Origin of the sequence: Pseudomonas sp. NPDC089554, from assembly GCF_050280645.1 — a bacterium.
Classification (GTDB): Bacteria; Pseudomonadota; Gammaproteobacteria; order Pseudomonadales; family Pseudomonadaceae; genus Aquipseudomonas.
Map to the genome: position 1 here is coordinate 36,643 of NZ_JBNNVR010000007.1, position 15,902 is coordinate 52,544.

Genomic DNA, 15,902 nt, shown 5'->3' on the forward strand with positions numbered 1-15,902 from the left:
GGTCAGGCGTCCTTTTGCTTGGTGCCGAAGATCTTGTCACCGGCATCGCCCAGGCCGGGAATGATATAGCCGTGCTCGTTCAGGCGCTGGTCGATGGAGGCGGTGTAGATCTGCACGTCGGGGTGCGACTTCTCGACCACTTCGATGCCTTCCGGTGCAGCCACCAGCACCATGGCGCGAATTTCCCGGCAACCGGCTTTCTTCAGCAGGTCGATGGTGGCGACCATGGAGCCGCCGGTGGCCAGCATCGGGTCGATGATCAGGGCCAGGCGCTGGTTGATGTCCGGCGCAAGCTTTTCCAGGTAGGTGTGGGCTTCTAGGGTTTCTTCGTTGCGGGCAACGCCCACGGCACTGACCTTGGCACCGGGGATCAGGCTGAGCACGCCGTCGAGCATGCCGATACCAGCGCGCAGGATCGGCACCACGGTGATCTTCTTGCCGGCGATCTTCTCCACCGAGACGGTGCCGCTCCAGCCTTGGATGTCGTAGGTTTCCAGCGGCAGGTCCTGGGTGGCTTCATAGGTCAGCAGGGCGCCGACTTCCTGGGCGAGTTCGCGAAAGTTCTTGGTGCTGATATCGGCGCGGCGCATGAGGCCGAGCTTGTGGCGGATCAGCGGGTGGCGGATCTCACGAATGGGCATGGGAGGGGCTCCGGAAGGCGGGCAAAAAAACGGCGGTATAGTAATCTATCCAGTCTGTGCTGTCGTGCACGTCAGGGTTGTACGAAAAATGCCTGCGTGGCGATTATGCTGCGTTGAAAACAGGCTCGGAATGCTCATTGACAATCAGTCAACTCCGCTTCCTCGCCTGTTTTCGCCTTGCCTAATCGCCACTCGGCTATTTTTCGTACAACCCTAGTCCATAAACCCTTGATCTGTGCCCGGCGGATGCGTACCTTTGCCCGCTTTTCCATTTCCCAGCCCCTTGGAGAGCGCCATGTCCGCCGATCTCGAGCATATCCGTCAAGTCATGCACGAGGCTGACTGCCTGTACAACGAAGCCGAGGTCGATGCGGCCATCGCCAAGGTGGGTGTGCAAATCTGCGAGCAGTTGCACGACAAGAACCCGGTAGTGTTCTGCGTGATGAACGGCGGCCTGATCTTCGCCGGCAAGCTGCTGACCCACCTGCAGTTCCCCCTCGAAGTGTCGTACTTGCACGCCACCCGCTACCGCAACCAGACCAGCGGCGGCGAACTGTTCTGGAAGGCCAAGCCGGAAGTGTCGTTCATCGACCGCGACGTGCTGATCGTCGATGACATCCTCGACGAGGGCCACACCCTCAGCGCCATCATCGAGTTCTGCAAGCACGCCGGCGCCCGCGCCGTGTACACCGCCGTGCTGATCGACAAGGACCACGACCGCAAGGCCAGCCCGGACCTGAAAGCCGACTTCGCCGGCCTGCCGTGCGTCGACCGCTACATCTTCGGCTACGGCATGGACTACAAAGGCTACTGGCGCAATGCCAATGGCATCTTCGCTGTAAAAGGGATGTGAGCATGCGCCAGCCTGCGTTCATCGACCAAGCGCTGTTCGCGGGCCTGGCACAAAAGGCTGGCGACAGCCCGCGCGGTCGCCAGCACCACAATTTCCATGAGATGAGCGAGCCCTGCCACCGCATGGCCGTGGGCTTGCAGCCAAGCACCTATATTCCGCCGCACCGACACCTGAGCGACGACAAGGCCGAGGCCTTGATCGTGCTCAAGGGAAGCTTGGGCCTGCTGATCTTCGACGAGCAGGGCGTGGTCGTCGAAAAGCGGGTGATGCAGGCGGGCGGTGACTGCCTGGGCGTCGACCTGGCGCCGGGCACGTACCACGGCCTGGTGGTGCTGGAGGCCGATAGCATTCTGTTTGAATGCAAGGCTGGGCCTTACCGGCCGGTAGGCGAGGGTGAGCATGCGCATTGGGCTCCACGTGAAGGTGAAGCGGGCGTGGTCGAGTACCAGGCCTGGATGCACGCTCAGTTCGACTGAGTGGGCGTGCTAGAGTGCTCGCTCATTCCAAGGAGCCCCCATGCGAGCCCTCATTCCCTTCTTGCTGGCCTTGAGCTTGCCGTTGTCGGCGGCGCCTTTGCACAGCCAGTTCCTGCCCCCGGACGACCTGTCCCTGCGCCAGGAAGCCCCCACCGCGCAGCAACTGCTGCAGGTCACCGACTATTCGGTGGTGGTAGGTACCCAACGCCAGTCCGACCAGCAGCCGATCCCGATCACCTCGTCCTTGCAGGTGCGCCTGAAGGGCAAGCCGCTGAGCAAAGGCGCGACCATCGCCCAGGTGCTGCTGAATTTCGACGGCGAGGCCGGCAAGAGCCTCAAGAAACCAGCGTACGACCAGCCTTCGCGCACCCTGACGCTCAATTACCCGATGGCCGACTACCGCGTGCTGATAGACCTGTTACGCAACGAGACCCTGTACGTACAGTTCCTGACCTACGCCAACGGCCATATCTGGGCCGACCTGCACACCGGCACCGTACGTACGCGTTGAGGCGCCTGGCTTGCGGGGGGTAAACTGCCCGCCTTTGAAATGCCCGTGATGGCCCAGTTGGAGTCGGCAATGCGTAAAGACAAGAAGCAGGTGATTGGCGATGAAATCAGCGATGACTACATCAAGACGTTCCTTCAGTTCGAGCCTGCCGATGGCGTGACCTCGCCGTCGCACCACAAGCTGATCAAGGCCTATCGCGGCCTGCGCATCGACGACTTCGAGCGTTTCGTGGGCTTCTTCGTCGCGGCGGGCTACGACGTGGATGGCAAGGACGAGCACGGCAAGACCTTCGCCGAGGCCATCGCCGACCAGCGCAACGCGCCGGAGTACATCGAGGTGATCGACAACGCCCGCGCGTGACCGCCTTGGTAATGCGGGGTATGGCACCGGCTGCGCCGGTGTTCGCGGCGGTTCGGCGCCCCGACAAGCCCGCTCCTACAGGATCTGCGCAAGCTCTGTAGGAGCGGGCTCGCCCGCGAACCAGGGCAAAGCCCTGGCCATTCACCAATAAACCTCAGCCCTAGCTGAGGCCAGGCTTCAAGGCGATGTGTTTGTACTCCTGGAAGTCCTCAAGCGCCGCAAGCCCGTTCAAGCGTCCCAACCCAGACTGCTTGAAGCCCCCTTCCTCGGTACTGTCGTACACCTTGGCCCAGTCGTTGATCCACACCGAGCCCACGTCGAGGGCCTGGGCAACGCGCAGCGAGCGGTCCACGTCGCGGGTCCAGACACTCGCCGCCAGCCCATACTCGTTGTCGTTGGCCAGGTGGATCGCTTCGGCTTCATCCGAGAAGCGCTGGATCGTCAGCACCGGCCCGAAGGTTTCCTCCTGGACGATGGCCAGGCGGTTGTCGAACACTTCCAGCAGCGCAGGACGGAAGAACGCACCGCTCGCCAGTGGACCGTTGCGCACCGCGCCGCCACGTTCGACCACCTTGGCCCCCGCCGCGATCGCCTGCTCGACGACCCGCTCGACCCGCTCGACATTGGCGCGGTCGATCAACGGCCCCATGTCGCTGGCCGGGTCCGCCGCCGGGCCGACCTTGACCTGGCGCAGCCGCTCGGCCAGCCCGTCGCGCACTGCCTCGTACACGCCGTCCTGCACCAGCAGGCGCGAGCCGGTCATGCAGAACTGGCCGCTGAAGACCGTCAGTGCCTTTTCCAGTACCGGCAGTGCGGCACTCACGTCTGCGTCATCGAAGACGATCATCGGCGTCTTGCCGCCCAGCTCCATGCCAAAGCGCTTGACGTGCCGGGCACCGGTGCTGCTGATCGCACGCCCGGTCTGGGTGGAGCCGGTGAAGCTCACCACGGGGACATCCGGTGAGTCCACGAGGTAGGCCGAGCCTTGCGGGCCGTTCTCGACGAACAGGTTGATGACGCCCTGGGGCAGGTCTCGGGCTTCGGCCATGATCTTGGCCATGACGCTGCCGATCTGCGCCACCTGCGACGGCAGCTTGATCACCACCGTGCAGCCGGCGGCGAGCGCCGGCGCCAAGGAGCGAATGGTCAGTACCACCGGGGAGTTCCAGGGGGCGATAACCGCTGCGACGCCCATCGGCTGGCGCAGGATCATCGAAATGCTGCCGGGCTTGGGCGTGACGGCCCGGCCACTTTCCAGCAGTGCAGTGGCTGCCGAGTAGCGCAGTTTGCTGGGGATCATGTCCAGCTCGAAGCCGGCTTCGGCCTTGACCTTGCCGTTTTCCAGGGAAAGGATGTCCAGCAGCTTCTGGCGATTGCGCTCGAAGGCACTGGCCAGTTGTTCCAGGACCCGCGCACGCAGTTCATGATCGTGCGCCCATGGCGTTTCCTTGAAGGCACGCTTGGCTGCCGTAACCGCGGCTTTTGCCGCCGCCAGGCCATCATCCGGGTAGCAGCCGATCACGTTGTAGGTCGCGGGGTCGATCGACTCCCGCTTGGTGCCGTCCGCGCGCAGGACACCGTCGATCCAGTTGAAGGCCTTGCGCAGCTCGTCGTCGTGGGTGGCCTCGGCCATTGTTTCGATTCCCATTGAAAGAATTTCAGTCGTCGCAAGCCCGGCGCGCAGCGATGCGCGCCCACTTGCGTTCTATTGCGCCTAGCGCTGTCCTGACCATCGGCTCAGTGATATTGGCGACGATCGGCACGATGATCAGCGTGGCGCCCAGTACCCGAAGTGGCAGCGGCCAATCGCTCAGCACATCTCCCAGCAGTGCGAGCACCAGCAGCACGCTGGGGTAGACGGCGAGCCAGATCATCGCCGTCTTCTTCACGCGCTGAAGCAGCGTGCTGCGGATCGACAAGCCGATTTACCCCTTGATCCAGTGGGCGACGCGCTCGGCCAGCATGACCACCGTGGGGTTGGTCGCCACAGACGGCACGTCGGGGAAGCTGGAGGCATCGACGACGCGCAGCTGGGCAACACCGCGCACGCGTCCCTGGTAGTCGGTGACTGCATGCGGGTCGTTGTCGCCGCCCATTGGCACCGTCGAGGTGGGGTGGTGGTAGATGTCCAGTGCCGTGGGCAGGGCGGCTTCCAGCGCCGCTGGGTCGACGATCGCAGCACCCGGAACCAGTTCTTGCGCGATGATTTCGCTGAGCGGCCCCTGGCTGGCGATGCGGCGGATCATCTGGATGCCCTCGACCATCAATGCCCGGTCTTCTGCCTCGCCGAGGATATTCAGGTCGATGATTGGCGCGGTGCTCGGGTTGCGATCGCGCAGCTTCAGCGTACCGGTGGAGCGCGGGCGGGTCAGGCCCAGCGCCAGCATGAAGATGGCGCCGGTTGGCGAGTCTGCCGGGTTGCCGTAGTGCACCGCGCTGACGTGCAGGTCGCCATCGTTGGGGCCGCCTTTGGACGACTTCGCCCAGAGGATGGCGCCGACTGGCGGGATAGGCAGGCCCAGGCGGTCAGGGTGCGCTGCCCAGATGGTGTAGAAGAACGGATGCTCTTGCAGCCGTTGCCCAACCGGCAGGTCGGCTGCGACAGGGATATCCAGCGTTTGCAGGTCGGCAGCCGGGCCAATACCGGAGCGCAGCAGGATGGCCGCCGAGCCATAGGTGCCGGCCGACAGCACGATTTCATTGGCGCTGATGCGCTCACCGTCGGCGAGGATCACCGCACGCGCCTGGCCGTTCTGGACCTCGACCCGATCGACCAGGGTTTCGCTGAGGATCGTCAGGTTCGGACGCAGGCGGACCGCGTCCGACAGGTAGGTCATGCCGGTATTCAGCCGCTGGCCCATGCGGTTGTTCATGGGGTAGGGGCCGGCACCGAACGGCGAGTCGCTGTTGAAATCCTTCACCCGCGCAAAGCCTGCGCTTTCTGCCGACTTGATAAAGGCGTACTGCATGTCGGAGATTTCGTCGTCCTGCAGCTGGTGGATCGGCTCTGGGCCGGTGCGCCCGCGGCACTGATCGACACCGGAGACCGTTCGCTCGCTGGAGCGGAAGAACGGCAGCACGTCATCGATGGACCAATTCGGCAGGCCGGCCTGGGTCCAGCGCTCGAAGTCAGCGGCCGGTGCACGCATCCAGACGCCGGCATTCACCGCGGAACACCCCCCTAGTACCTTGCCGCGTGGTACCGGAAAGGATTTCCCACCCCAGCCGGTTTCGGAGGTGAAGCCCCAATCGTGCTCGGGGTCGCCACCGATGGCCGTTTGCAGTCGTACCGCATCGGGGTAGTTGTGGGGCGCGTAGGCTTTGCCTGCTTCGATCAGCAGGACCCGACGCGATGCATCCTCGCTAAGGCGGTTGGCCAGTACGGCGCCTGCCGAACCGCCGCCGACTATGATGAAGTCGTAGGCGGATGCGTTGCTCGTTGTTCCCGAAGCGGTAGTGCCATTGTTGTTGTTCATGGAGAGATCCGTTGTTAGCGCGGTAAGCGCAGTGAACGAGGGAACCGAGGGACGATCGGTTGTTTACACGCAATCACTTCCATGATTGGCCGGGGCCCGCGTTTACAGAAGGTGGGTGTCGGTCCTATGATTCGCGACAATATGTCCGCAATCAGTTTGATCGAATCGTTCAGTGGCCTTGTGGCCTTCGCGGCTGCCGCAGAGACCGGCAGCTTTGCTGCGGCTGGACGAAAGCTAGGCCTGTCGGCCTCTGCAGTCGGTAAGGCGGTGGAGCGTCTGGAGCTCAAGTTGGGCTTGCGCTTGCTGAATCGCACCACGCGCTCGCTGGCGCTGACGGGGGAAGGCGAGGTGCTTTTCCGGCATGTTGGCAACATCTTGAAAGAACTTCAGGAGGCCGAGCGAGAGCTTCACCTGGTGCAGAGCACGCCCCGCGGTCGACTCAAGGTCAGCGTGCCCACCGTGATGGGGCGTAAGATCGTCCTGCCTGCGCTTCGGGATTTCCGCTCCAGTTTCCCGGAAGTGACTATCGATATCAGCCTGGATGATGTGAAGGTCGACGTTATCGAGGACGGCTATGACATCGTGCTGCGCCTGGGCGAGCTGGAGGACTCGGGCCTGCAGGCTCGCTGCATCGGCCCGCATACCTTCACCACCTGCGCGTCCCCCGAGTACCTGGCGCAGCATGGTGTGCCGCGCTCGCCTGCGGACCTTCACGATCACTGCTGCGTCTACTACCGGTTCCCTACCACCGGGCGGCCGGAGACCTGGGCGTTCAGGGGGCCGGCGCCTGCCAGGCCGCTCAAGCCGAACATCGTGCTGAACGATGGCGAGGCCCTGGCCTCGGCAGCGCTCGGTGGGTTGGGGATCGTCCAGGCGCCGAGCTACCTGGTGAAGGAGGATGTTGCGGCAGGCAGGCTGCACGCGGTGCTCGAAGACTACACGGAGAATCGCGGCAGTATCTGGCTGATGTGGCCACCGAGGTGCGCGCAAACCCCCAGGGCTCGTGCGTTCATCGACTTCATTACCGAACGGATCCCGCAGCAACTGGCGGATTGACACGCTCGCCTGCAACGAAAAAACGCCCCGAAGGGCGTTTTTTTGATGCCTGAAAAGTCAGGCGTACTGCTTTGCTCAGGCGTAGTTTTGTTGCGCCGGGCTGCTCTCGACCAAGCCCAGCGCCTCGTCGTTGTGGGCGCTGATCTTGTGGTAGAGGGCGGCGTCGGTGGCCAGGGTCTTCTCGCGGGCCGGGAAGATCTCCTTGAGCTTGGCAGCCCAGGCACCGTTGGCCTGCTCGGGGAAGCAGCGCTCGATCAACTCCAGCATGATCGACACGGTCACCGAGGCGCCAGGGGATGCGCCCAGCAGTGCGGCCAGGCTGCCATCGGCGGCCGAGACCAGCTCGGTACCGAACTGCAGGATGCCGCCTTTCTTCGGGTCTTTCTTGATGATCTGCACGCGCTGGCCGGCCACTTCCAGGCGCCAGTCCTCGGCCTTGGCCTCGGGGTAGAAGCGGCGCAGCGACTCCAGGCGTTGCTCCATCGACTGCATCACTTCGCTGACCAGGTACTTGGTCAGGTCCATGTTGTCACGGGCCACCGCCAGCATCGGGCCGAGGTTGCCCATGCGTACCGACAGCGGCAGGTCCATGAACGAGCCATGCTTGAGGAACTTGGTGGTGAAGCCGGCGTAGGGGCCGAACAGCAGCGATTTCTTGCCATCCACCACGCGGGTGTCCAGGTGCGGCACCGACATCGGCGGCGCGCCGACCGCGGCCTGGCTGTAGACCTTGGCCTGGTGCTGCTTGACGATTTCCGGGTTGTCGCAACGCAGCCACTGGCCGCTGACCGGGAAGCCGCCAAAGCCCTTGCTCTCCGGGATGCCCGAGGCTTGCAGCAGCGGCAGGGCCGCGCCACCGGCGCCGAGGAACACGAAGCGGGCGTCGACTTCACGGCTGCCGCCGCTGTTGACGTCCTTGATGCTGACGGTCCAGCCGCTGCCATTACGGCGCAGGCCAACCACTTTCTTGCTGTACTTGACCTGGGTGTTGGCGTCGTTGCCCAGCAGCTTGAGCAGCTTGTTGGTCAGCGCGCCGAAGTTCACGTCGGTACCCTTGAGCACGCGGGTGGCGGCGATGCGCTGGTCGGCCGGGCGACCCGGCATCATCAGCGGCATCCAGTCGTTCATCACGGCCTTGTCTTCGGTGTATTCCATCTCGGCGAAGGCGTGATGCTGCTTGAGCAGCTCGAAACGCTTCTTGAGGAAGTCGACACCCTTGTCACCTTCGACATAGCTCAGGTGCGGCACGGGGTTCACGAAGTCGCGCGCAGGGCCGAAGCCACCCTTGTTGCTCAGGTAGGCCCAGAACTGACGGGACACCTCGAACTGGGTATTGATGTGCACCGCTTTCTTGATGTCGATGCTGCCATCGGCGGCCTGGGGCGTGTAATTCAGCTCGCACAGGCCGGCATGGCCGGTCCCGGCGTTGTTCCACGGGTTGGAGCTTTCCGCGGCACCGGAGTCCATTGCCTCGACGACCTCCAGCTTGAGCGTCGGGTCCAGCTCCTTGAGCAGTACGGCCAGGGTGGCACTCATGATGCCCGCGCCTACCAGTACCACATCAACCGATTCGTTCTGCGCCATTAACGCGTCTCCACAATCTACAGCACCTAATTGACAGCATAGGACGCCTGGGGTGGCCAGGGTCGCCATGTCCGACTCTTCGCAGTTCTTGCAACTTCCGCGGACACCGCCAACCAGTCTTGGGTGTTCGAATATTGAACGCCCTTGCCGCTGCTGCGGCAATTCGACTTATGGTCAAGGGGCCCGTCGCGGGTTACGGAGCGGCTTCAGGCTCCCATCCAGGATGAGCGCTTTTGCCGTCTGTTCAGGGCTGTTAGGGACACATCTGCCGCTTTTACACATGCCAGACTGTTCATTTGCTCGCCACACTCTCGTGAAGTTGTGAAAACCGTTTTTTCACGCTCTTTTGAAGACGTGAACCTCAAAGTGGACTGCGCGATGGCAACCCGCAGGTTCATGCGAAGGGCAGCGGCCAGAAACAGCGGGCACGATGCCAAGGCAAGACCTGAGTGGAAGGCTCTCTGTGGGCGAAGCGGAAGATGCCGGGGTCAAGCGGCGAATGCGGGGCCCGATCAGGAGACGTCCTTATAATCGGGGGCAGATTATAACGATGTCGCGGGCAGAAAGGTGCGCTTCTTGGCTTTTTATTGCAGCGTTTGTCAGGCCGGCAGGGTGCGTTGCAGCCAACGACGGCTTGCGCGGGCGCAAACCCGGGCGCTGGCGGGCAGTGGGCGGCCCAGCCAGCCCAGGTGCGCTTCGCTGACTTGTACCCAGCCACTGCCCCCAGGTGCCTGGCTGCACTGCTTGAAGCCCAGGCACAGGCCATCAGCGTCCAGGCGGGCGTAGGTGTTGTGGCGCGGACGTCGGAAAATCAGGGTCCAGAGCGAGGCCATGGCGGGGGTTCCTGTGCAATCGGGGCTGGGGCAAGGATAAGCACAGGGCATGAAACCATTGTGACAGTAGGGCTGGGCCGATGACTGGCCTGTATCAGGCTGGGTATACTGTGGGCCTTTGCCGCTTTTTTCTGGAGAAATGCGCATGCTGCAACGTCTGTTGTTCGGTTTGATCGCGGTGGCCACGCTGAGCCTGGTCGGTTGTGCCCACAGCCCGCAACAACTCAGCCCGCAACCCAAGCTCAACGCCCAGCTGGAGCCGGTAGGCCGTGGCCAGCCGGTGGTGGTCAAGGTGGTCGATGGCCGTGCGTCCCCGGCGTTGGGTACCCGTGGCGGCATGTACCCTGAAACCAGCACCATCAGTGTCGGCGCCAACGATGTGCTGCCCAAGTTGCAGGCCCAGGCCGAAGCGGCGGTACGCCTGCTCGGCTTCACCCCAACGGCCAATGCCTACAACGCCCCGCAGCTGACCGTGACCCTGGCCGAGCTCAAGTACCAGTCGCCCAAGGACAAGATGTACGTGACCGAGGCGACCATCGGCGCCACCTTCCGCGCCGACGTGTCCAACGCCAACCGCCGCTACAGCGGTCGCTACGGCGCCTCCCTCGACCAGCGCTTCGGCATGGCGCCGAACGAGGAAACCAACACGAAACTGGTCAGCGACGTGCTCAGCGATGCCCTGACCCGCCTGTTCAAGGACCCGACCATCGGTCAGGTGCTGGGCGAGTAAAGCTCGCCGCTGGTAATAATGAAGAAAACCCGCTGCCTGGGTAGAGGCGGCGGGTTTTTTTATGCCCTGGCTGTGCTTCCTTGCGCGCAGGGCACCGCCGCTGCATCCCATGCCGACAGGGTCTGGGTGATGGCAGCGTCCACTGCCGCGTAGGAAATACCGTCGCGGGCCAAGGTGGACAAGCCGAGCAGAAAGGCGTCGAACACCACTGCAAGTGCCTGGGCCTGGGTATCGGCACGCAATTCACCGCTGTCGATACCTCGTTGTACGCAGGCCACGAAGCCTGCTCGGGTCCGAGCCCGTGAGCGAGTCAGTGGCATTGTCACTGCGGCGTGTTCGTCGGAAGGGGCGCTCATGATCCCAAGGCCAACCATGCAACCGGCGGGGTGGCCTCCCTCCCACTGCATCCGTGCTGAGCTGCGCAGCGCCGTTGCGATGGCTTCACGCGGAGACAGGCGGGTGTCCCACAGTGGCTCCGTCACCTGTGCATAGGTGCACAGATAGCGTTCCACACACTCCTGGAACAGCGCTTGTTTGGAGCCAAAAGCCGCGTAGAAGCTGGGCGCGGATATACCTTTGCCGATACCGGCCTTGAGCTGGGCCAGCGACGTCGACTCGTAGCCGTGCTGCCAGAAGATGTTCATCGCTTGCTCGATCGCCTCGTCGCGGTCGAAGGTACGCGGGCGCCCTATTTCCGCCATGTCGGACTCCAGGAAAATGCTGATATTTATATACTAGTCAATACATAAGTCATTGACAACGCGCCTTTGCTCTCATTAGTGTATCGATCGGTATATATCTTGCGCGCGATCAATGTCGCCTCCAACGGACCAGACCTGGCCAATATATGTACCGATCGATACTGATACTCGCTTTACCCATTCCACCTTCACCGAGACACATATCGCGATGACGACTTCTTCAACGGCTTCTTCAACAGTGGCCAGGACCCAGGACGACCGGATTCCGCTGGCCGCGCTGCTGGCGCTGGCCATGACCGGTTTCATCTGCATCATCACCGAAACCCTGCCGGCCGGGCTGTTACCCCAGATGGCGACCGGTCTTGGTATTTCCACTGCGTTGGCGGGCCAGACGGTGACGGCTTACGCACTGGGTTCGTTGCTGGCTGCCATTCCGCTGACCATCGCCACGCAAGGCTGGCGACGGCGCAATGTGTTGCTGCTGGCCATCGTGGGCTTTCTGGTTTTCAACACGATCACGGCATTTTCCTCGAACTACTGGCTGACGCTCGTCGCCCGGTTCTTCGCTGGGGTTTCGGCCGGGCTGGCCTGGAGCCTGCTGGCCGGCTATGCACGCCGGATGGTGCCGGTGCGTCTGCAAGGCAAGGCGTTGGCCGTGGCGATGGTCGGCACGCCGATCGCGTTATCGCTGGGCGTGCCCCTGGGTACTTGGCTGGGTACGGCTATCGGCTGGCGCAGTGCGTTCATCGTGATGTCCGCGCTGACCTTGGTGCTGATCGTCTGGGTGCTGGCCAAGGTGCCGGATTATCCAGGCCAGGCCGGGCATGAGCGGTTGCCACTGCGAAAGGTGTTCACGACGCCAGGTGTGCGACCGGTTCTTGGCGTGGTGATCTGCTGGATGCTGGCGCACAACCTGCTCTACACCTACATCGCGCCCTTCGTGGCGCAAGCGGGGCTGGGGGCGCAGGTGGACCTGGTGCTGCTGGCATTCGGTGTGGCGGCGCTCATTGCCATCGGCGTTACCGGTCGACTCGTCGATCACCATCTGCGCGCCACGGTGCTGGGCAGCCTGGCGATTTTCGCACTCGTGGCCTTGTTGTTCGTCTGGCTGGCTCGCGTACCGATGGCCATCTACGTCGGTGTGGCTGTGTGGGGTCTGACCTTCGGGGGGGCTGCAACGCTGTTGCAAACGGCATTGGCAGATACGGCGGGCGAGGGGGCTGACGTAGCCTTGTCGATGAACGTCGTGGCCTGGAACTGCGCCATTGCCGGCGGCGGTCTGCTAGGAGGCATGCTGCTGGAGGGGTGGGGAGTCATATCGTTCCCGCCCGCGCTGGTGTTGCTGCTGGCCGTTGGCTTGCTCATCGCCTGGTCGGCGCGCAGACACGGCTTTCAGGCTGGCGCGCGTTATACCCGGGTGCCTGGGCATTAAGGAAGTCGAGCCTGGTGAGCAGTGGGCGCCGACGGGGTTATCGGGCTGTTTTCACGCAGCTTCGATAGCGAAGTCCAGCACGCTCACACCGGTACCGAAATCGATCTCCGGCAGGTCCTGGTGCGCGTGCCCGCCCAACGCGCAGTAGACCAGCCAGCGGCGATCGTGGACGTTGATGGCGAAACCGTCGATCAGCGCTTGCTGCTCATCGTTCTGGGCCACGAGGTAGAGACGGTCCTGGTTTTCGGCGTGCAGCATGGTGAGTTCCTGTCAGAAAAGGCCGACAGGGTGGCGTGGCGGTGTGACATGCGTATGACAGATGAAACTGCGCGACAGTTGGTCGCAAAAAACGGGCGGTGGCGTCGGGCTTGGGTAGAATGCCGGGCTTCGTTTTCGTCGCTGCGAGGTTGTGCGATGTCGCTGCAATTGCTCTGGGGGCTCCTGGCTGCCCACCCGGCCAAGCTGATCAATGTGCTGGCCTTGCTCATCACCTGCCCGGGCGGCCTGCTGCTGCATTTCGCCCGTCGTCGCGAGGTGCAGGCCCGTGAGAGCCTGGCGGCCGAGGAGGGCGTGGTGGATGCCTTCTACCAGCGCGTGCCGCGTTACTACTACATCCTCGGCTTCTCGTGCCTGGCCATGGCGCTGCTGCTTTCCTGGTTCAGTACCTGGGTGTGAAACCACCGGGGCCGCGAGGCGGCCCCGGGAATATCAGGCCACAGGGCTTTGCGCCTTGACCTGGTACTGGTTGCGCACCGGCGTTGCGTATTGCAGCACCAGGTAGGGGCGATGCTCCACCGGGCAGGCGTCGAGGCGGCGTTGCCATTCGGCCTTGGCGCGTTCCAGCTCATCGGCCGGGAACAGCTTGTCGGCGCTCGGCACACCCAGTGCCGCGTCCTTTTCTTCCCACATCGCGTACGCCAGGTAGTGCACCGGGAACAGGCGGTAGCCGCCGAGAATCTGCCGGTCGATCTCCTGGGCCAATTGTTTGGTGTCTTCGAAGTACTCGGTCACCGGTGGCGCGAAGTTGATGTGCACCCGGCCTTTGTAACCGGTGATGCCCAGGGCGATGCTGTTGTCGTCCTCGCCGGGGGCCTTGGTGTAGCTGCCGGTGCTGGCGCGGATATACAGCTCGCGGGCCTTGGCTTGGTCGCAGGGGTCGTATTCGTAGCTGATCGACACCGGGATCAGGTTCAGTCCCTGGATCACCGTGCCGAACGGCTCTTCCTTGCGGCTCATGTGGAACATCTTGAGGATCGCCGAATCGGTGCGGTCGTCACCGTCCTTGGCGCGGCCTTCGGCCTGGGCGATCCAGATCGAGGCGCCGTCGTTGCGGATAGAGTGGTTGATGTAGGCCGACAGCAGCTGGTAGGCCGCCAGCTTCTCGCGTCGACCGCTCAGCGAGCGGTGCACGATGAAGCTCTTGTTCAGGCGCATCATGTCGCTGACGAATGGCTTTTGCAGCAGGTTGTCGCCGATGGCGATGCGTGGGGTCGGCAGGCCTGCGTGGTATACCGCGTAGTTGACGAACGCCGGGTCCATCACGATGTCGCGGTGGTTGGCCAGGAACAGGTAGGCGGTGCCGGCCTTGAGCTGTTCCACGCCGGTGTAGGTAACGCCGTCGGTGGCGCGGTCGATGGTGCGGTCGACGTAGTACTCGACCTTGTCCTGCAAGGTCGACACGCAGCTGACGCCGGCGAACTCCTGGCGCAGGCGCCGGGCGATCAGCGGTTTGAGCAGCCAGCCGAAGGCGCTGGCTGCGCGCGGGAAGCGGAAGTGGGTGAGGATATCGAGGAATGCCGGGTCGCTGAGCAGGCGTGCCAGAACGGCAGGGACCTCAGCGTCGTCGTACGGTCGGATGGCATCGAATTCGCCCATCATGCTCTCTTGTTGGAAACGGCTAGGGTAATAAGGTAGGGGTGGGGTTCGAAAAACGGCTCGGACACACGCAGGCCCTGTAAATAGACCGGCAATTATACGCACAAGTCACTGCGCAGGCCCCAAGATGCTAGAGACCGACTTCTATCGTTGCCCTTATTGTGGCGAGTCGGTGGAAACCACGATCGACCTGTCGGCGGGCGATCAGGTCTACACCGAGGACTGTCAGGTATGCTGCCAGCCCGTTGTGTTCATCCTGCAGGTGCACGGTGACGAATGGATGCTCGATGTACGACGCGAGGATGACGCCTGATGCAACGTATCTATGAACCGGCAAGCCTGATGGAGGCCGAGATGCTGGTGGGCATGTTGGCCAGCGAGGGCATCGAGGTGCATGTGATTGGCCGCGACCTGGTCGGGGCCATGGGAGATTTACCCATGCACGGCCTGCTGGCCTTGGCGGTGGCCGATGAGCAAGCCGGGTACGCACGCCAGCTGATCGATGAGTACAATGCGGCCCAGCCACTTGCCGGCGACGAATCGGAGAGTTTTCCCGGTACCTTGATCTGCTAGGGTCTGTCTGAAATGTGTCTGCGCGAAGGCCAGACAAGGCGAAACGGGGCGAGGAAGCGCTGTGTACTGTAGTACATGAGCATTCCGAGCCCCGTTTCAACGCAGTATGGACGAGTGCAGGCATATTTCAGACAGACCCTAGGTTGTTTTCGCCTTATGTGTGGACGTTACGCCCTCTTTCGCTGGTCCCCAAGCTTCGCCGCCCTGCCGGGCTTTCCAAGTGACCAGCAAGCCCAGTGGAACATCGCCCCCGGGGCCTCGGTGCTGATCCAGCGCCAGCTCGACGGTCAGTTGCAACTGGCTCGCGCGCGTTGGGGCCTGACCCCGCCATGGCTGACCGACCTCACTCGTACCCCGGCCCAGGCCCGGGCAGAGACCCTGGCCGATCAGCCGATGTTTCGCGAGGCGTTCCTTAAGCGGCGCTGCCTGATGCCGGCCAATGGTTTCTACGAATGGCGCGGTACGGCGCGCAAGCGCCCTTACTGGCTGACCCCGGGCGAGGGGGCGTCGTTGTTCTATGCGGCGGTGTGGGAGGCGTACCCGGTGCAGGAGCAGGTCTGGCTCAGTTGCGCGGTGGTGACCCAGGCGGCGGTCAACCAGCGTCGGCCGTTGATTCTGGATGAGGCGGGGCAGGCGGCGTGGCTCGATCCGCAAACGCCCATCGCCAGGCTCCACGAGTTGCTGGCCAGCCCGCCCGCAGCGCTGCGCGAGCGGGCGCTGGCGAACTTCGTCAATGACCCGAAGCTGGATGCGCCGGAGTGCCTGACGCCGGCATAAGGTTTTTCGTTGTCGGCACTGGCG

The 15,902-nt window shown here is 63.3% G+C and carries 20 protein-coding genes; 11 read left to right on the forward strand and 9 right to left on the reverse strand.

Annotated features, from left to right (window positions below):
• Positions 1–2 precede the first annotated feature (2 nt).
• Positions 3–641, reverse strand: a complete 639-nt coding sequence (gene upp, locus ACQKPE_RS03880; protein ID WP_427663449.1) for a uracil phosphoribosyltransferase — start codon at positions 639–641, stop codon at positions 3–5.
• A 295-nt stretch (positions 642–936) separates the two neighbouring features.
• Here upp and ACQKPE_RS03885 point away from each other — a divergent pair, with 295 nt between their 5' ends.
• The 4 genes from ACQKPE_RS03885 (at position 937) to ACQKPE_RS03900 (ending at position 2,841) form a co-directional block, all read left to right on the forward strand.
• On the forward strand, positions 937–1,494 hold the full coding sequence (locus tag ACQKPE_RS03885) for a hypoxanthine-guanine phosphoribosyltransferase (RefSeq protein ID WP_427663450.1): 558 nt from the start codon (positions 937–939) through the stop codon (positions 1,492–1,494).
• 2 nt (positions 1,495–1,496) lie between these two features.
• Positions 1,497–1,970, forward strand: a complete 474-nt coding sequence (locus ACQKPE_RS03890; RefSeq protein WP_427663451.1) for a WbuC family cupin fold metalloprotein — start codon at positions 1,497–1,499, stop codon at positions 1,968–1,970.
• Positions 1,971–2,010: 40 nt separating this feature from the next.
• A complete protein-coding gene (locus ACQKPE_RS03895; RefSeq protein ID WP_427663452.1) occupies positions 2,011–2,481 on the forward strand; it encodes a hypothetical protein in 471 nt (156 codons plus the stop codon).
• Positions 2,482–2,550: 69 nt separating this feature from the next.
• Positions 2,551–2,841: a PA4642 family protein gene (locus ACQKPE_RS03900; protein ID WP_427663453.1), complete on the forward strand. Its 291-nt coding sequence runs from the start codon at positions 2,551–2,553 to the stop codon at positions 2,839–2,841.
• 160 nt (positions 2,842–3,001) lie between these two features.
• Here ACQKPE_RS03900 and ACQKPE_RS03905 read toward each other — a convergent pair whose 3' ends face one another.
• The 3 genes from ACQKPE_RS03905 to ACQKPE_RS03915 are packed head-to-tail and all read right to left on the reverse strand — an operon-like array spanning position 3,002 to position 6,317.
• Positions 3,002–4,489: an aldehyde dehydrogenase family protein gene (locus tag ACQKPE_RS03905; protein ID WP_427663454.1), complete on the reverse strand. Its 1,488-nt coding sequence runs from the start codon at positions 4,487–4,489 to the stop codon at positions 3,002–3,004.
• Positions 4,490–4,499: 10 nt separating this feature from the next.
• The gene (locus tag ACQKPE_RS03910; protein WP_427663455.1) at positions 4,500–4,715 is read right to left on the reverse strand and encodes a hypothetical protein; all 216 of its coding nucleotides are present in this window, start codon (positions 4,713–4,715) and stop codon (positions 4,500–4,502) included.
• Between the two features lie 51 nt (positions 4,716–4,766).
• The gene (locus ACQKPE_RS03915; RefSeq protein WP_427663456.1) at positions 4,767–6,317 is read right to left on the reverse strand and encodes a GMC family oxidoreductase; all 1,551 of its coding nucleotides are present in this window, start codon (positions 6,315–6,317) and stop codon (positions 4,767–4,769) included.
• A gap of 126 nt (positions 6,318–6,443) precedes the next feature.
• Here ACQKPE_RS03915 and ACQKPE_RS03920 point away from each other — a divergent pair, with 126 nt between their 5' ends.
• Positions 6,444–7,373, forward strand: a complete 930-nt coding sequence (locus ACQKPE_RS03920; RefSeq protein WP_427663457.1) for a LysR substrate-binding domain-containing protein — start codon at positions 6,444–6,446, stop codon at positions 7,371–7,373.
• Between the two features lie 75 nt (positions 7,374–7,448).
• On the opposite strand, the gene mqo is transcribed toward ACQKPE_RS03920, so the two are convergent.
• Complete coding sequence (gene mqo / locus ACQKPE_RS03925; protein ID WP_427663458.1) at positions 7,449–8,957, reverse strand: malate dehydrogenase (quinone); 1,509 nt, start codon at positions 8,955–8,957, stop codon at positions 7,449–7,451.
• 599 nt (positions 8,958–9,556) lie between these two features.
• Positions 9,557–9,790: a hypothetical protein gene (locus ACQKPE_RS03930; RefSeq protein ID WP_427663459.1), complete on the reverse strand. Its 234-nt coding sequence runs from the start codon at positions 9,788–9,790 to the stop codon at positions 9,557–9,559.
• Between the two features lie 145 nt (positions 9,791–9,935).
• Between ACQKPE_RS03930 and ACQKPE_RS03935 the strand changes: the two genes are divergently transcribed.
• Positions 9,936–10,520 (forward strand): YajG family lipoprotein, encoded by a 585-nt coding sequence (locus tag ACQKPE_RS03935; RefSeq protein WP_427663460.1) that lies wholly within the window; start codon positions 9,936–9,938, stop codon positions 10,518–10,520.
• A gap of 59 nt (positions 10,521–10,579) precedes the next feature.
• Here the strand turns inward: ACQKPE_RS03935 and ACQKPE_RS03940 are convergent, their stop codons facing one another.
• Complete coding sequence (locus ACQKPE_RS03940; RefSeq protein WP_427663461.1) at positions 10,580–11,221, reverse strand: TetR/AcrR family transcriptional regulator; 642 nt, start codon at positions 11,219–11,221, stop codon at positions 10,580–10,582.
• A 208-nt stretch (positions 11,222–11,429) separates the two neighbouring features.
• On the opposite strand from ACQKPE_RS03940, the gene ACQKPE_RS03945 reads away from it, so the two are divergent.
• Entirely contained in the window at positions 11,430–12,653 is a 1,224-nt protein-coding gene (locus ACQKPE_RS03945; RefSeq protein ID WP_427663505.1) for an MFS transporter, read from the forward strand.
• 51 nt (positions 12,654–12,704) lie between these two features.
• On the opposite strand, the gene ACQKPE_RS03950 is transcribed toward ACQKPE_RS03945, so the two are convergent.
• Positions 12,705–12,911, reverse strand: a complete 207-nt coding sequence (locus ACQKPE_RS03950) for a hypothetical protein (RefSeq protein ID WP_427663462.1) — start codon at positions 12,909–12,911, stop codon at positions 12,705–12,707.
• 156 nt (positions 12,912–13,067) lie between these two features.
• Here ACQKPE_RS03950 and ACQKPE_RS03955 point away from each other — a divergent pair, with 156 nt between their 5' ends.
• Positions 13,068–13,328 carry a hypothetical protein gene (locus ACQKPE_RS03955; protein WP_427663463.1) on the forward strand — a complete coding sequence of 87 codons (261 nt, stop codon included), beginning with the start codon at positions 13,068–13,070 and terminating at the stop codon, positions 13,326–13,328.
• 33 nt (positions 13,329–13,361) lie between these two features.
• Here ACQKPE_RS03955 and ACQKPE_RS03960 read toward each other — a convergent pair whose 3' ends face one another.
• Positions 13,362–14,531, reverse strand: coding sequence for a 1-acyl-sn-glycerol-3-phosphate acyltransferase (locus ACQKPE_RS03960; protein WP_427663464.1), 1,170 nt, complete (start codon positions 14,529–14,531; stop codon positions 13,362–13,364).
• Positions 14,532–14,655: 124 nt separating this feature from the next.
• On the opposite strand from ACQKPE_RS03960, the gene ACQKPE_RS03965 reads away from it, so the two are divergent.
• From ACQKPE_RS03965 to ACQKPE_RS03975, 3 genes are all read left to right on the forward strand, one after another.
• Positions 14,656–14,841, forward strand: coding sequence for a CPXCG motif-containing cysteine-rich protein (locus tag ACQKPE_RS03965; RefSeq protein WP_427663465.1), 186 nt, complete (start codon positions 14,656–14,658; stop codon positions 14,839–14,841).
• Positions 14,841–15,101 (forward strand): putative signal transducing protein, encoded by a 261-nt coding sequence (locus ACQKPE_RS03970; RefSeq protein ID WP_427663466.1) that lies wholly within the window; start codon positions 14,841–14,843, stop codon positions 15,099–15,101. The genes ACQKPE_RS03965 and ACQKPE_RS03970 overlap by 1 nt, the downstream gene beginning before the upstream one ends.
• A gap of 156 nt (positions 15,102–15,257) precedes the next feature.
• On the forward strand, positions 15,258–15,878 hold the full coding sequence (locus ACQKPE_RS03975) for an SOS response-associated peptidase (protein WP_427663467.1): 621 nt from the start codon (positions 15,258–15,260) through the stop codon (positions 15,876–15,878).
• Positions 15,879–15,902: the final 24 nt, after the last annotated feature.

Bases quoted from the DNA above. Each gene is read 5' to 3' on its own strand.
- ACQKPE_RS03940 (WP_427663461.1), bottom strand. From the start codon at position 11,221: ATGGCGGAAATAGGGCGCCCGCGTACCTTCGACCGCGACGAGGCGATC.
- ACQKPE_RS03905 (WP_427663454.1), bottom strand. From the start codon at position 4,489: ATGGGAATCGAAACAATGGCCGAGGCCACCCACGACGACGAGCTGCGC.
- ACQKPE_RS03920 (WP_427663457.1), top strand. From the start codon at position 6,444: ATGATTCGCGACAATATGTCCGCAATCAGTTTGATCGAATCGTTCAGT.
- ACQKPE_RS03885 (WP_427663450.1), top strand. From the start codon at position 937: ATGTCCGCCGATCTCGAGCATATCCGTCAAGTCATGCACGAGGCTGAC.
- ACQKPE_RS03910 (WP_427663455.1), bottom strand. From the start codon at position 4,715: ATGATCTGGCTCGCCGTCTACCCCAGCGTGCTGCTGGTGCTCGCACTG.
- ACQKPE_RS03890 (WP_427663451.1), top strand. From the start codon at position 1,497: ATGCGCCAGCCTGCGTTCATCGACCAAGCGCTGTTCGCGGGCCTGGCA.
- ACQKPE_RS03965 (WP_427663465.1), top strand. From the start codon at position 14,656: ATGCTAGAGACCGACTTCTATCGTTGCCCTTATTGTGGCGAGTCGGTG.
- ACQKPE_RS03935 (WP_427663460.1), top strand. From the start codon at position 9,936: ATGCTGCAACGTCTGTTGTTCGGTTTGATCGCGGTGGCCACGCTGAGC.
- ACQKPE_RS03960 (WP_427663464.1), bottom strand. From the start codon at position 14,531: ATGATGGGCGAATTCGATGCCATCCGACCGTACGACGACGCTGAGGTC.
- ACQKPE_RS03950 (WP_427663462.1), bottom strand. From the start codon at position 12,911: ATGCTGCACGCCGAAAACCAGGACCGTCTCTACCTCGTGGCCCAGAAC.
- ACQKPE_RS03955 (WP_427663463.1), top strand. From the start codon at position 13,068: ATGTCGCTGCAATTGCTCTGGGGGCTCCTGGCTGCCCACCCGGCCAAG.
- upp (WP_427663449.1), bottom strand. From the start codon at position 641: ATGCCCATTCGTGAGATCCGCCACCCGCTGATCCGCCACAAGCTCGGC.
- ACQKPE_RS03895 (WP_427663452.1), top strand. From the start codon at position 2,011: ATGCGAGCCCTCATTCCCTTCTTGCTGGCCTTGAGCTTGCCGTTGTCG.
- mqo (WP_427663458.1), bottom strand. From the start codon at position 8,957: ATGGCGCAGAACGAATCGGTTGATGTGGTACTGGTAGGCGCGGGCATC.
- ACQKPE_RS03915 (WP_427663456.1), bottom strand. From the start codon at position 6,317: ATGAACAACAACAATGGCACTACCGCTTCGGGAACAACGAGCAACGCA.
- ACQKPE_RS03900 (WP_427663453.1), top strand. From the start codon at position 2,551: ATGCGTAAAGACAAGAAGCAGGTGATTGGCGATGAAATCAGCGATGAC.
- ACQKPE_RS03970 (WP_427663466.1), top strand. From the start codon at position 14,841: ATGCAACGTATCTATGAACCGGCAAGCCTGATGGAGGCCGAGATGCTG.
- ACQKPE_RS03945 (WP_427663505.1), top strand. From the start codon at position 11,430: ATGACGACTTCTTCAACGGCTTCTTCAACAGTGGCCAGGACCCAGGAC.
- ACQKPE_RS03930 (WP_427663459.1), bottom strand. From the start codon at position 9,790: ATGGCCTCGCTCTGGACCCTGATTTTCCGACGTCCGCGCCACAACACC.
- ACQKPE_RS03975 (WP_427663467.1), top strand. From the start codon at position 15,258: ATGTGTGGACGTTACGCCCTCTTTCGCTGGTCCCCAAGCTTCGCCGCC.